This window comes from Corynebacterium lactis RW2-5 (genome assembly GCF_001274895.1).
GTDB lineage: Bacteria > Actinomycetota > Actinomycetes > Mycobacteriales > Mycobacteriaceae > Corynebacterium > Corynebacterium lactis.
In genome coordinates this window covers 705,258-718,215 of sequence record NZ_CP006841.1, presented here as the reverse complement: position 1 = coordinate 718,215, position 12,958 = coordinate 705,258, and the positions used below count along the sequence as shown (strand labels likewise).

Here is a 12,958-nt window from a genome sequence, read left to right as displayed (position 1 = left end):
CCGCCGTTAGATCTTCGCCAGCGGGAGGGCCAGTTCCATCATCTGGGCGAAAGCGGTCTGGCGCTCCTCCGGGCTGATGGCCTGCTGCTTGACGATGTTGTCGGACACGGTGAAAACGCCCAGCGCGTCTACGCCGGCCTTCGCGGCAATTGCGTAGAGTGCCGCCGACTCCATCTCTACGCCGAGGACGCCCATGCGAGCCCAGCGCTCGTTGACTGTCTCGTCGTCGTTGTAGAAGACATCCGAGCTAAGGATGTTGCCAACATGGACGTGAACATTCTGCCTCTCGGCCTCGTCGACAACGCCCTTGAGCAGCTTCCACGATGCGGTTGGAGCATAGGTGCCGGGCAAGTTGTACTGGTCCATGAAATTGGAATCGGTCGATGCCGAGGCGCCCACGATGACGTCATAGAGCGGAATATCTGCCTGGAGGGCGCCGATGGAACCGACGCGAATGACCTTCTTGGCCTCGAAGAAATTGATCAGCTCGTAGGAGTAGATCCCGATTGACGGCATGCCCATGCCGGAGCCCATAACCGAGACCGGAGTCCCCTGGTAAGTACCTGTGAAGCCGAGCATATTGCGGACATCGTTGAACTGGACAACGTCCTCCAGGAAAGTATCTGCGATGAACTTTGCGCGCAGCGGGTCACCCGGCAGGAGGATGGTTTCCGCAATTGGCGCACCCTTCGGGTTGATATGCGGGGTGTTCTTCTTCTCGGACATTGGGCACCTCTCCCCTCTTTTAGGGCCTGCGAGCCCTTCCTATGCTTTCCGACGCCCCTCCGCCCTCGGCGGTTCTTTCACACTGACGGCGCCGAGGAAGAGCCATCGCTTCTATCAATCTTTAGAGTAGACCCACCTCAAACATACGTCAATACTGATATTTACATTTGTTCCGCACTGCGAAGCGGAACTTTTGGAACACGGGTGGCCCGACTGGATCTTTCCAAGGGCGCTAGGAAACGAAAACGGGCGCCTCCCGGGAAAATTCCCGGCGACGCCCGCCATAAAACAGCTAGCAGCTAGTCGCTAAAAACTACAGCATGCAGGACACGCAACCCTCGACCTCGGTACCTTCCAGCGCGACCTGGCGCAGACGGATGTAGTACAGGGTCTTGATGCCCTTGCGCCATGCGTAAATCTGGGCGCGGTTGATGTCACGGGTGCTGACCGTGTCCTTGAAGAACAGGGTCAGCGACAGGCCCTGGTCGACGTACTTCGTCGCCACCGCGTAGGTGTCGATAATCTTCTCGTAACCAATCTCGTACGCGTCCTCGAAGTACTCGAGGTTGTCGTTGTCCATGTGCGGCGCCGGGTAGTAGACGCGGCCAATCTTGCCCTCCTTGCGAATCTCGATGCGAGAGGCAATCGGGTGGATCGAAGACGTCGAGTTATTGATGTAGGAAATCGAGCCCGTCGGCGGGACGGCCTGAAGGTTGCGGTTGAACAGGCCGTGCTCCATGACATCGTCCTTCAGCTGAGCCCAGTCCTCCGCGTTCGGAACGTGGACGCTCGAGTTTCCGAAGATTGCCTTCACTCGCTCGGTCTTCGGCTGGAAGTCCGCCGGATCGAAGCTATCGAAGTACTTGCCGCTGGCGTAGTCGGAGTTTTCGAAGTTGGCGAACTTCTGGCCCCGCTCGCGCGCAATCTTGTTGGAGGCCTTCAGAGCCTCGAAGAGAACAGCCGCAAAGTAGGCGTTCGTGAAGTCGAGGGCCTCCTCGGATCCGTAGTGAATCTGCTCGCGCCCGAGGTAGCCGTGCAGGTTCATCTGCCCCAGGCCGATGGCGTGGGAGCCGTCGTTGCCTTTGCGTACCGACGGGACCGAATCGATGGAGGTCTGCTCCGACACCGCGGTAAGCCCACGAATTGCGGTCTCGATGGTGCGGGAGAAGTCCGGAGAGTCCATCGTCATCGCGATATTCAAAGAGCCCAGGTTACAGGAGATGTCCTCGCCGATTTCCGAGTAGGAGAGGTCGTCGTTGAACTTCGACGGGGTGTTGACCTGCAGAATTTCCGAGCAGAGGTTCGACATGTTCACGCGGCCCTCGATCGGATTCGCGCGATTGACGGTGTCTTCGTACATGATGTACGGGTATCCCGACTCGAACTGAATCTCGGCGATGGTCTGGAAGAACTGACGGGCGTTGATCTTGGTCTTGCGGATTCGCGGATCTTCGACCATATCGTCGTAGTTTTCGGTGATGTTGATATCCGCAAAGGCCTTACCGTAGACGCGCTCGACGTCGTACGGGCTGAACAGGTACATATCATCGTTGCGTTTGGCCAGCTCAAAGGTGATATCCGGGATGACCACACCGAGGGAGAGAGACTTAATACGAATCTTCTCGTCCGCATTCTCACGCTTGGTGTCGAGGAATCGCATGATGTCCGGGTGGTGCGCGTGCAGGTACACGGCACCTGCGCCCTGACGTGCGCCGAGCTGGTTTGCGTAGGAGAAGGAATCCTCCAGCAGCTTCATGACCGGGATGACGCCCGAGGACTGGTTCTCGATGTGCTTAATCGGCGCGCCCTGTTCACGCAGGTTGCTCAGCAGCAGAGCGACGCCGCCGCCGCGCTTGGACAGCTGCAGGGAGGAGTTGATGGCGCGGCCGATCGACTCCATATTGTCCTCAATACGCAGCAGGAAGCAGGACACCGGCTCGCCGCGCTGGGCCTTACCGGAGTTCAAAAACGTCGGGGTTGCCGGTTGGAAGCGACCTGTGATGATTTCGTCAACCAGGTGGCTTGCCAGGGCAAGGTCTCCGTCGGCAAGCGTAAGGGCGACCATGCAGACGCGGTCCTCATAGCGCTCGAGGTAGCGCTTTCCGTCGAAGGTCTTCAGCGTGTACGAGGTGTAGTACTTGTACGCGCCCAGGAAGGATTTGAAGCGGAACTTGTGCGCATAGGCCTGCTTGAACAGGGCTTTTACGTCCTCGAAATCGTACTTTTCGAGAATTTCCGGCTCGTAGTACTTGTTCTCAACCAGGTAGTCGAGCTTTTCCTTCAGGTTGTGGAAAAAGACGGTGTTCTGGTTGACGTGCTGCAGGAAGAATTGGCGAGCCGCCTGACGATCCTTGTCGAACTGAATCTTGTTGTTCTCATCGTAGAGATTCAGCAGCGCATTCAGCGCGTGGTAATCGAGCTGCCCCTCGCCTACCGGCTCGGCAACCTGTCGACCCTTGTCACTCACAACTAACTCCTCAGTGGACTGTCTAATTGATTCTGAAATAGGTATTAGTCAACGCGGTGCGAATTACCGCACCGCACTATTAACGCACGCTTCTAATCTGCGCGCTTCCCGACGCCTCGCGCAACGGTCTTGCCGCCCCACCGTCCTGGCGAGACCTAGGCGCTGGCCCGAGCCTTGCCATGGAAGAACTGCTCAAGCCCCTGCTGCACGATTCGTACGTCCTCATCGTTTCCCATGAGCTCGAAGCGATAGAGGTAGGGAACCTTGCACTTAGCGGCAATGATATCGCCGGCCTTGCAGTAGTCGGTCCCGAAGTTCAAATTTCCCGCCGCAACAACCCCTCGGATCAATGAGCGGTTGTGCTCGTTATTGAGGAAGCGGATGACCTGCGGAGGCACGGGTCGGGCATGATCACCATGGATGGATACACCCCCGCCGTACGTCGGACAGATCAGGACATAGGGCTCGTCAACGATTAGCTCGGGATCCTTGCGCCGCAGTGGAATCCGCGCGCTTTTAATCCCCAGCTTCTCTACGAACTTGTGCGTATTCCCCGTTGCGGAGGAGAAATACACCACGAACATGAGAAATCATCCCCTACATCACAAACCCCCGCGCCTTGCCTTAGGGATAAAAGCAAAGAACGCGGGGACTAAGTAGAAACTAAGCAGCCTGGAGAGCCTTGATGCGATCCGGGCGGAAACCAGACCAAGTCTCGGACCCGGTGTCGACGACCGGAGCCTGAAGGTGACCCAGCGCCATGACATAGTCACGGGCCTCATCGTCGAGGGTGATGTCAACGACGTCGTAGGCAATACCGGCCTTATCGAGGGCACGAGTGGTCGCGCGGCACTGGACGCAGGCGGGCTTGCTGTAAACGGTAACCATGTCTCTCACAAACTTTCTGGCTTTAAGGTAAGACCACTAATTCGTAACTATCGCCGGCGCCGCACCGCCCGGAGACCTTCCCTAAAGGAAGCGCTCCACGCTTTCCGACGCCCCTTGGCGCAACACCGAAAACACTACACTTGGGGGCAGAAAAACTCTAGTTATACTAGATGTAGTAGTAACAAGCTTGAAATTCCCAGTTCGCCCAATTCTCACGCACAAGATGTTGTACAGCCCGGGGCAACAAGCTTGTAATTCAGGGGCAAAATTGGCACAAAATTGTCGAAAAAGAGCTATCAAAGCCTTTCGGTTAAACCAATAAGCACAGCAGCTCCGGATGTCGTCCAAACGCGGCCCGCCCCAAGCACCACATCGGCGCCGTACCAACCAAGCCCATCAACATAAAAGAAAACCGCCCCTGGCCAACCATCAAAGTGGTCAGCCGGGGCGGCTTTAAAAAGCTTGAAAAAACAAGCGGCTAGCTTCCAGCCTGGAGGGCTTAGCCCTGGCGGGCCTTGAAGCGCGGCTCCTTCTTGTTGATCACGTAGACCTTGCCACGACGGCGCACGACCTGGGCGCCCGGCTTGTTCTTCAGCGACCGAAGGGACTTGCGGACCTTCATTCGGGCGCTCCTTTCTTCTCGGCTCCGAAAAGGAAAGGCACCGTATTGCACCTTCCCTGGTGACGCTGTCACCCTCGCAGCACCTAGGCTGCAACAGCACGCGTCACGACACGAACGGCCATGTTACCTAAATAATCTGCTAACTCCAAAAACGACAGAGGATTCGGGGTTAGCGCGCGGCCGCCATCATGTACTCCCGCACCTCCGCGAGCGTCTTTCCGGACGTCTCCGGCACGGCGCGCAGAGTAAATACCAGGGCAATCGCGCCGGTCACCGCGAAGAAGAAGAATGACCACGCGCCTCCGACCGCCTCCACCATTGGGAGAAATGCCTGCGCCACGAACCAGTTGGCCACCCACAGCGCGAGTCCAGCCAGCCCCATTCCGAGCCCCCGGGCCTCGTTCGGGACAATCTCCGAAATAAGCAGCCAGGTCGCAACCGATACGGCCGCTTGCTGGAACACAATGAACACCGTCATCAGCGCAAGTGACGCGACCGAACCTACCGCAGAGTCCTTCGACAGCCCGTAGACCGGAGCCAGCACCAACAGCGACGCCGCACAACCGATCAGGCCAATAATCAACATCCTCCTACGACCGACCTTGTCGATAATGCTCATTCCCACCGCACACGAGATCACCGATGCGGTACCGATGAGGATTGACGTATAGACCGAGCTCTCCGTCGACAAGCCAACCTTATTCATCATGGTCGGCGCGAAGTACATGATTGCGTTCGCGCCGGTGACCTGCTGGGTCACACCAATCAGCATCGCGATGACCACCGTGCGCCGCACCCACGGGGTCTTCAGGGCCGCCCGTTCCGCCGCCCTCTGATCCGCGCTTGCCGACGCCTCCGCCACCGCGGCCTGGTCCAGTTCTGCGTCGGGGCCGTGCATCTGGCGCATGACCGCCAAAGCCTTCCCGGGTTTTCCCTCCCTAATCAGGTAGGCAGGCGTATCAGGCAAGATGAGCATTCCGACCAGCAGCACGACCGCGGGAACGGCACCCAGCCCGAGCATTAGCCGCCACGAGCCCGAGGCCGCGAGAGCGGAGTTCGTGAGAAACGCCACGAGCTGGCCGATGACGATCATCAGCGAGTTGAGGCTGACCAGGCGACCGCGGACGTGGGTCGGCGCCATCTCTGAGATGTACATCGGCACGACGATGGAAACACCGCCGATACAAACGCCCAGGAGAGTCCGGGCCGCCCCCAGCTCGAATACACTAGACGCGAAAGCGCACCAGATACTGCCGATGATGAACCCCAGGGCGCCGAGAAGGATGGTTCCGCGTCGGCCCAGGGTATCGGCGACGCGGCCGCCCAGGAAGGCACCGATTGCCGCGCCGACAAGGAGCATCGCCGTAACGGTCGACTCCTGCCCCGCGGTGAGTTCGAAGGAGCGCTGAATGAACAGTAGGGCGCCGGAGATGACCCCCGTGTCATAGCCAAAAAGGAGGCCTCCGAGCGCTGCGATTACCGCCACCGCCACAGACTTCAGAGAGGTAGTCTCCCCCTCTGGCGGATGCTGTTGATGCTGAGATTCTCTGGTCAGATTCACTCTGCAAATTCTGCCACCGCACAGGGCAAGGGCCGCTATCCCCGCGGCACTTGCTCGATAAAGAACTGGGCTTTTGCTAATCGACAGCGACTGCCACAGCGGTAGAGTTGGCCACATGACAATCACCCCGCCCGAAAATGGCTCGCTCCAGGCAGAGATTATTCGACAGCTCCACACCTATCCTGAGATTAATCCCTCGGAAGAGGTCGATCGCCGCGTTAGCTTCCTAGTTGATTATTTTAGGGCGGCGCACGCGAGAGGATTCGTCCTCGGCATCTCCGGCGGCCAGGATTCAACCTTGGCCGGCAAGCTGAGTCAGTTGGCGGCTGAAAGGCTTCGCGACGAGGGCACCGATGCGCGCTTCATCGCAGTACGCCTCCCCCATGGTGTGCAGGCCGACGAAGACGATGCCCAGATTGCCCTCCGCTTCATCCAGCCCGACGAATCCATCACGGTCGATATAGAGCCCGCCACTACTGCGATGACCGAGCAGGTTCAGCAAGCGCTTGACCGCATGGAATCCAAGCCGGTGGGATTCCAACGCCCCACCGTCTCCGACTTCAACAAGGGCAATATCAAGGCGCGCATGCGCATGATCGCGCAATACGCGATCGCCGGGGTCGACGGCATGCTCGTCGTAGGAACAGACCACGCAGCCGAAGCAATTACCGGCTTCTATACAAAGCATGGCGATGGAGGCGTGGACCTCATCCCCCTCCAGGGGCTAAACAAGCGCCAGGGTGCCGCCCTGCTTCGCCATCTCGGCGCGCCCGATAGCACCTGGAAGAAGATCCCCACTGCCGATCTCGAGGAAGATCGGCCCGCGCTTCCAGACGAGGTCGCACTCGGCCTCACCTATTCCGCTATCGATGACTACCTAGAGGGACGAGAAGTATCACCCGAGGACGCTGCTCGAATTGAGAAATTTTGGACGGTCAGCCGACACAAGCGCACCGTCCCTCCAGGCCCCGCAGAGACGTGGTGGCGCTAATCGAAAGCCTTCGCGCCGGCGGCCCAAATTCCGTCGACGGCCTCAGCCTTCTCCGGATCTATCGTCTGCGCGGCGGAAGTCTCTGAACTTGATTCCTCGTCCGCCGGAGAGACGTCCTGAACTAGCTCGGCAGTCACAAGACCATGAGCAAATGCCCACATGGCCAGGCCCTTGGCTTCCTCGCCGGCAACCTTAATGAAGGCCTCTCGAATCCACGCGTCGAGGGTTGACGGCGAGGCCATGTTCACGAACTTCGTGCGGCTCATCAGCCGATACCCATGCGGATCGTCGAGAACCGCCTGCCGGTAGGCATTCAGGAGCGCTGAGGCCGTAGGCTCGTCGTCGATCGCGGCGTGAATTCGCTGCCCCAGGCTATAAAGGCTCTCCGCCAGCAGCATTTGGAGGAGTTCCTCTTTACCGCTGATGTGCTTATACAGCGAAGGCGCTTTCACATCGAGCCTCGCCGCGAGGCGGCGCATACTGATGCTACTCCAGCCCGATTCGCGAAGCATCGCCCGCGCTTCGTTAACAATTTTCTGCATCCGTGGGGAGTGCTCGTGCACATTGGGCAGTGCTGGCGCCCCATCGTTTTGATCTATGATCCCCGTCACAACAGCGACTGTAACGCCCTAGGCTGCAAGACGAGGCAGTTTTAAGAAATTTCATCCATTAACTTCTAAAAAAGTAGCTAACGGCGGGAGGGAGAGATTCTCACCCTCCGCCCGCCGTTAGCAAAGCGCCATATCCAGAACGTTTAGTAGCGCTCCGGCTCTTCCCCTAAGTGGAAACGACGACCCGAGACCTCATTCGGAACAATCCGAACGTAGTTGTACTTCAAAGTCGGCAGCCACGGTTTCAAAGGAAGCTCGTCAGCAGCAGCAATCTCCGCACGGCTCTTCAGAACCTCGGCATTGCCCTTGATAATGACCGACCATGCGGCATCCTCATCCCTCTCAACCAAGTCAGCCTCAAACAGAACGTCATCATTCAAGGCGACCGTGAAGAGCTTCGAACCTTCAGCCGAGCGGAAGTACACATTGCCCTCATGAACCACGTAGTTCACGGGAAACAAATCCATGTCATCTTTACGGCGTACGACCAAACGACCAAACGTTTGTGTCGCCATCAGCTCCATGGACTCCTCAGCGGACAGCTTCTGAATTACATCGTCGTTGTATGCCATACACCCAGTATTCCACCAACCGGCGAAAACTGCTATTGCCTACAATCCCCATTTAGGGCACCTATAAGACCATAAATACAGCGTTAGACAAAGCGCCCCTACACCCAGTAGCCCCCTAGACAAAAATACAAAAATCCCGGCCTCTTTCGAGAACCGGGATTTTATCTGGTGGAGCTAACGGGACTCGAACCCGTGACCCCCACACTGCCAGTGTGATGCGCTACCAGCTGCGCCATAGCCCCAGACAACCAACAACAACCAGGACCTTTCGACCCCGTCGCTGTGGACTTGTTACAGGTTACATGCCGCATCGAATTATTTACAAATCAGCATGTGAAAGCCCCTTTACGCTACTAATTTGCTGTGGCGCAAAGGGGCCGTTTCAAGGCACGACAGTAAAGGGTCGCGATATTGAAGGTTTAAGCGAGAACCTGCTTAACCCACTCGCCCAGGCCACCGTTGGCGGCAATATTATCGAGAACATCCTTACCGTCGACGAACACATGTGGAGAGGAGACCGAGCCAAGACGCTTCTCGAGGTCGTTCGCATTCTTAGTGGCGCTCGCCTGTGCCTCAGCTAGATCGACACCAGCACGGACCTTTTTCACAATGTCGCCATCGACACCCAGCTGATCCAGGCGGTCAGCAAAATCGTTGTTATCCCAGTTAATCGCAGTCTGCTGCTGCTCCATCATCATGTTGTGGAAGTTCCAGTAAGCCTTAGCATTGCCGGACTCCGCAATCATTCGAGCAATTGCATAAGTGCGAGTGGAATGACCGTCCCGATCCTCTACGCGCTGTCCATCGAGGAAGTTCAAAGTGCGCTGCTCGACAATCATCTTGCCGTCGGAAAGCGCCTTGAGTTCATCTGCATGGCCGCCACCGCTCATGTCAGCGCAGTAGTGGCAAGAGAAGTCCTCGAACACAGTGGCAGTCTTCGCATCCTTGGCGTCGAGCTGGCCCAGGCGAATGACATCGCCGTCGAGAGCAACGCTAAAGTTCACGTCCTCATCCGGGACGCCCTTGATTGGCTGACTGCGGCCGATGAATACGACGGCTCCAATCACGACAACTACAACTGCGACAAGGGCGACGAGGCCAATAATGAAGCCATTGCCCTTCTGATTGGGGTTCTGAATTTTCTGACTCACACGGATAACGATAGTGAGAAATACTTTCACGACCTACAAGGAATGCTAAGAAATCACTGATTGTGACTAGATCAACAAAATATGGGGGTAGCAGCGGTGGAGAAAGTCCACCCTACTAACCCCCATGAGGGAGCGACGGAACACGCCGCCGAGAACATCTAGGGCGCGATGGCCAGGCGCCTAAACGGACGCCAGTAGACGATGACCGCCAAGAGCAGGAATCCCGCATCACGGGCGATTTCCGTGAGATAGGTGGCCGGGCCGACCTCCGGGTTGTACCCGCCACCGCCGAAACAGCCGCAGTCAATCTGCAGTCCCCTGGCCCACACGGAGATAATCGCGGCGATGAATATCCCCATGAGCACGCCCGACACAATGGCAGTTGGCCGCAGGAAAATACCGAAGAGCAGCAGCAGGCCGAGAATAACCTCAAGGGCAGGCAAGCCTACCGAGACGGCCTGCAGATAATCCCGCGGGATAATCTCGAAAGCCTGAACCGCCTGGCGGGATGCCAGCGGATCCATCAGTTTGATGCCGCCAGAGACCAGCCACACAATCGCCAGCCCGAAGCGCGCAATCGCGCCCAAAACGTCTTTCATAGACAAACAGGTTATCCCTTCAGGACCTCCGAGACTACCTCTTGCGCCTCGGCCTGAACCTGCGCCAAGTGCTCGGCGCCCTTGAAGGATTCCGCATAAATCTTGTACTTGTCCTCAGTACCCGACGGACGTGCCGCGAACCAAGCGCTGTCCGTCACAACCTTCAGGCCGCCGATTGCGGCCCCGTTTCCGGGAGCCTCCGTAAGCTTCGCGACGATTTTCTCCCCTGCGAGGGTGTCCGCCTTGACCTGCTGCGGGGAGAGTTTCTTCAGAATTGCCTTCTGCTCGCGGTTGGCATCGGCATCGGTGCGCGCGTAAGCCGGTGCACCGTACTTGTCGGCCAGATCTGCGTAGAGCTCGGACGGGGTCTTCTTGGTCACTGCGGTGATCTCGCTGGCCAGCAGGTCGAGGATGATGCCATCCTTGTCGGTCGACCAGACCGTGCCGTCGTGGCGCAGGAACGAAGCACCCGCGGATTCCTCGCCGCCGAAGCCGATGGTGCCTTCCATCAAGCCGGGGACGAACCACTTGAATCCGACCGGGACCTCGACCAACTTGCGCCCCAGGTTCGCAACAACGCGGTCAATCATGGAGGAAGACACCAGAGTCTTGCCGACCGCGGTACCCTCCGACCAACCCGGACGGTGCGCGAACAGGTAATCAATCGCGACGGCCAAGTAGTGGTTCGGGTTCATCAGACCCGCATCCGGAGTCACAATGCCGTGACGGTCTGAATCAGCATCGTTGCCCGTGGAGATGTTGAACTTATCGCGGTTACCGATGAGCGAGGCCATGGCGTTCGGCGAGGAGCAATCCATGCGAATCTTGCCGTCGGTGTCGAGAGTCATGAAACGCCAAGTTGCGTCGACCAGCGGGTTCACCACGGTGAGGTTCAGGTTGTGCATGTCCGCGATGGCGCCCCAGTAGTCAACCGAAGCACCACCCATTGGATCCGCACCAATGCGCACACCCGCGTCCCGGATGGCGTCGAGGTCGACCACGTTCGGCAGATCAGAAACGTATGCCTGCAGGTAGTCGTGTTTAACGATGAGGTCACCGCCCTTTTCCACTACCTGACGCTTCACGCCATCCAGCCTCTTAGCGAGGTATTCGTTGGCCCGAGCGGCAATCCAATCCGTCGCGTCCGCATCCGCAGGGCCGCCGGTCGGCGGATTGTACTTGAAGCCACCGTCGCGCGGCGGGTTGTGCGAGGGCGTAATCACAATGCCATCGGCACGCGCGGGGTTGGAGCCCGCGGGGCCGCCATCGATATCGCGGTTGTGCGTCAGGATAGCGTGGCTGACTGCCGGAGTCGGGGTGTAGCGCTCCTGCGCATCGACCATGACAGTGATGCCGTTGGCGGTGAGAACCTCCAGCGCGGAGACCATCGCGGGCTCGGACAGACCGTGAGTATCGCGCCCGATATACAGTGGCCCCTCAATGCCCTGGCCACTACGGTAGTCGACAATGGCCTGGGTGGTGGCGTGAATATGGTCCTCATTAAATGCGCTGTCCAGCGAGGATCCGCGGTGCCCAGAGGTGCCGAAAACTACCTGCTGGTCCGGGTTCTCCGGGTCCGGGTGGCGCGTGTAGTACGCAGTGACCAACTCCGCAATATCGATGAGGTCGGATGGTTGGGCCAGCTGCCCGGCGCGCTCGTGAGCCATTGTGCGTTTCCTCCTGCTAGTTGGATATCGAAATGCGCTTCACTTTCAAGTGTCCCTTTTTTGATACCTCCCTGCAGCATGAGACCTCTCGCACCTCCCGCGATGCCCTGCAATAGGGGTATGGCCGCGATACCGGGCGACGCTCGTTGCCTGAGTTCTGAAGCAGTAGCATTGGGCAGGTGAAACCGACTCCTGAGACATCTCCCCCGTCTCGCCCGCCTCTCTCGTCTCCTCCATCTCCCAAGCCTTTCGAATCTCCCTCATCGCGACGGAACCGGGTTTCCCGGTTTTCCGGGGTGCCCCTTGCACTGACCGTCGGCGCAGGTGCTGCGTTAGGAGCCGTGGCGCGTTTCCTCGTCTCCTCGGCAGTCCGCTCAGACCTCTCTGCGACCACGCTAATTAACCTGCTGGGTTGCCTCATCTTCGGCATCTTGATTGTCACACTGCCCAATCGACCGGCATGTCTCTCCTTTGCGGGCACCGGCATCTGCGGCGGATTCACCACGTTTTCGGCCTTCGCCCTTCTGCTTGCCGACGGCGCCTCGGTCTCCCCCGTTGCACTCACCGTCGTGGCGCTTTTGCATCTCGCCGGGTGCCCACTGGCCTACTTGGCGGGGTCAGCCGCGGCAAAGGCGATGCGCCACATCGAGACACCGGACCAAGGAGAAAGCCGCGAAGACCTAGGAGCTGTGCGATGACTACTGCCTTGCTGATCTGCGCGGTCGCAGCGGGCGCCGCACTCGGAGGGATCGTCCGCTACGCCCTAGCTGTCGCCGCACAGAAGAAGACCGGGACCAAGCTTGCCGGAACGTTTACCGCGAACATGTTTGCCTGCCTAATCGCCGGGATGGCGTACGCAACGCTGCGGGAGTCGGCGTCGGCAAGCGGAGGGGCCGAGGGACTGTGGCGGGAGGCTAGCTGGGCTGCGGTGATGGTTGGCTTCGCGGGCGGGATGTCGACATGGTCAACGCTTGCGGGTGAGGTCGGGGAACGACTGTCCCAACACTTTTGGAGGGCGCTCGGATACCTGTTTCTCACATTGATTGGCGGAGTAGCTTGCGCTTTTACGGGGGTGATTTTACCTCCACTTTTCGGCTTTTAGC

The 12,958-nt window shown here is 58.6% G+C and carries 14 protein-coding genes and 1 tRNA gene; 3 read left to right on the top strand and 12 right to left on the bottom strand.

Annotated features, from left to right (window positions below; translation table 11 throughout):
• Positions 1–6: 6 nt before the first annotated feature.
• The 6 genes from deoD to CLAC_RS02995 form a co-directional block, all read right to left on the bottom strand.
• Positions 7–726: a purine-nucleoside phosphorylase gene (gene deoD / locus CLAC_RS03020; protein ID WP_053411633.1), complete on the bottom strand. Its 720-nt coding sequence runs from the start codon at positions 724–726 to the stop codon at positions 7–9.
• 313 nt (positions 727–1,039) lie between these two features.
• Positions 1,040–3,193, bottom strand: a complete 2,154-nt coding sequence (gene nrdE, locus CLAC_RS03015; protein WP_053411632.1) for a class 1b ribonucleoside-diphosphate reductase subunit alpha — start codon at positions 3,191–3,193, stop codon at positions 1,040–1,042.
• 155 nt (positions 3,194–3,348) lie between these two features.
• Positions 3,349–3,777, bottom strand: coding sequence for a class Ib ribonucleoside-diphosphate reductase assembly flavoprotein NrdI (nrdI, locus tag CLAC_RS03010; protein ID WP_053411631.1), 429 nt, complete (start codon positions 3,775–3,777; stop codon positions 3,349–3,351).
• A 79-nt stretch (positions 3,778–3,856) separates the two neighbouring features.
• Complete coding sequence (nrdH, locus tag CLAC_RS03005) at positions 3,857–4,081, bottom strand: glutaredoxin-like protein NrdH (RefSeq protein ID WP_053411630.1); 225 nt, start codon at positions 4,079–4,081, stop codon at positions 3,857–3,859.
• Positions 4,082–4,580: 499 nt separating this feature from the next.
• Positions 4,581–4,703, bottom strand: a complete 123-nt coding sequence (gene ykgO, locus CLAC_RS03000) for a type B 50S ribosomal protein L36 (protein ID WP_005511141.1) — start codon at positions 4,701–4,703, stop codon at positions 4,581–4,583.
• Between the two features lie 169 nt (positions 4,704–4,872).
• Positions 4,873–6,264 carry a sugar porter family MFS transporter gene (locus CLAC_RS02995; RefSeq protein WP_245621952.1) on the bottom strand — a complete coding sequence of 464 codons (1,392 nt, stop codon included), beginning with the start codon at positions 6,262–6,264 and terminating at the stop codon, positions 4,873–4,875.
• Between the two features lie 115 nt (positions 6,265–6,379).
• Here CLAC_RS02995 and nadE point away from each other — a divergent pair, with 115 nt between their 5' ends.
• Complete coding sequence (gene nadE, locus CLAC_RS02990; RefSeq protein WP_053411629.1) at positions 6,380–7,255, top strand: ammonia-dependent NAD(+) synthetase; 876 nt, start codon at positions 6,380–6,382, stop codon at positions 7,253–7,255.
• Here the strand turns inward: nadE and CLAC_RS02985 are convergent.
• From CLAC_RS02985 to pgm, 6 genes are all read right to left on the bottom strand, one after another.
• Positions 7,252–7,866 (bottom strand): TetR/AcrR family transcriptional regulator, encoded by a 615-nt coding sequence (locus tag CLAC_RS02985; protein ID WP_245621951.1) that lies wholly within the window; start codon positions 7,864–7,866, stop codon positions 7,252–7,254. The genes nadE and CLAC_RS02985 overlap by 4 nt on opposite strands.
• Positions 7,867–8,009: 143 nt before the next feature.
• Complete coding sequence (locus CLAC_RS02980) at positions 8,010–8,438, bottom strand: pyridoxamine 5'-phosphate oxidase family protein (RefSeq protein WP_053411627.1); 429 nt, start codon at positions 8,436–8,438, stop codon at positions 8,010–8,012.
• A gap of 166 nt (positions 8,439–8,604) precedes the next feature.
• A tRNA-Ala gene (locus CLAC_RS02975) sits at positions 8,605–8,680 on the bottom strand.
• 177 nt (positions 8,681–8,857) lie between these two features.
• The gene (locus CLAC_RS02970) at positions 8,858–9,589 is read right to left on the bottom strand and encodes a DsbA family protein (protein ID WP_053413233.1); all 732 of its coding nucleotides are present in this window, start codon (positions 9,587–9,589) and stop codon (positions 8,858–8,860) included.
• A gap of 158 nt (positions 9,590–9,747) precedes the next feature.
• Complete coding sequence (locus tag CLAC_RS02965) at positions 9,748–10,188, bottom strand: MauE/DoxX family redox-associated membrane protein (protein ID WP_053411626.1); 441 nt, start codon at positions 10,186–10,188, stop codon at positions 9,748–9,750.
• An 11-nt stretch (positions 10,189–10,199) separates the two neighbouring features.
• Positions 10,200–11,855, bottom strand: coding sequence for a phosphoglucomutase (alpha-D-glucose-1,6-bisphosphate-dependent) (pgm, locus tag CLAC_RS02960; RefSeq protein WP_053411625.1), 1,656 nt, complete (start codon positions 11,853–11,855; stop codon positions 10,200–10,202).
• A gap of 179 nt (positions 11,856–12,034) precedes the next feature.
• Here pgm and CLAC_RS02955 point away from each other — a divergent pair, with 179 nt between their 5' ends.
• Positions 12,035–12,553: a fluoride efflux transporter FluC gene (locus CLAC_RS02955; RefSeq protein WP_342669465.1), complete on the top strand. Its 519-nt coding sequence runs from the start codon at positions 12,035–12,037 to the stop codon at positions 12,551–12,553.
• Entirely contained in the window at positions 12,550–12,957 is a 408-nt protein-coding gene (locus CLAC_RS02950) for a fluoride efflux transporter FluC (RefSeq protein ID WP_053411623.1), read from the top strand. Before CLAC_RS02955 ends, CLAC_RS02950 begins: the two co-directional genes overlap by 4 nt.
• The last annotated feature ends 1 nt before the right edge of the window (position 12,958 follow it).

Bases quoted from the DNA above. Each gene is read 5' to 3' on its own strand.
- nrdI (WP_053411631.1), bottom strand. From the start codon at position 3,777: ATGTTCGTGGTGTATTTCTCCTCCGCAACGGGGAATACGCACAAGTTC.
- ykgO (WP_005511141.1), bottom strand. From the start codon at position 4,703: ATGAAGGTCCGCAAGTCCCTTCGGTCGCTGAAGAACAAGCCGGGCGCC.
- pgm (WP_053411625.1), bottom strand. From the start codon at position 11,855: ATGGCTCACGAGCGCGCCGGGCAGCTGGCCCAACCATCCGACCTCATC.
- CLAC_RS02980 (WP_053411627.1), bottom strand. From the start codon at position 8,438: ATGGCATACAACGACGATGTAATTCAGAAGCTGTCCGCTGAGGAGTCC.
- nrdH (WP_053411630.1), bottom strand. From the start codon at position 4,081: ATGGTTACCGTTTACAGCAAGCCCGCCTGCGTCCAGTGCCGCGCGACC.
- nadE (WP_053411629.1), top strand. From the start codon at position 6,380: ATGACAATCACCCCGCCCGAAAATGGCTCGCTCCAGGCAGAGATTATT.
- CLAC_RS02950 (WP_053411623.1), top strand. From the start codon at position 12,550: ATGACTACTGCCTTGCTGATCTGCGCGGTCGCAGCGGGCGCCGCACTC.
- CLAC_RS02965 (WP_053411626.1), bottom strand. From the start codon at position 10,188: ATGAAAGACGTTTTGGGCGCGATTGCGCGCTTCGGGCTGGCGATTGTG.
- deoD (WP_053411633.1), bottom strand. From the start codon at position 726: ATGTCCGAGAAGAAGAACACCCCGCATATCAACCCGAAGGGTGCGCCA.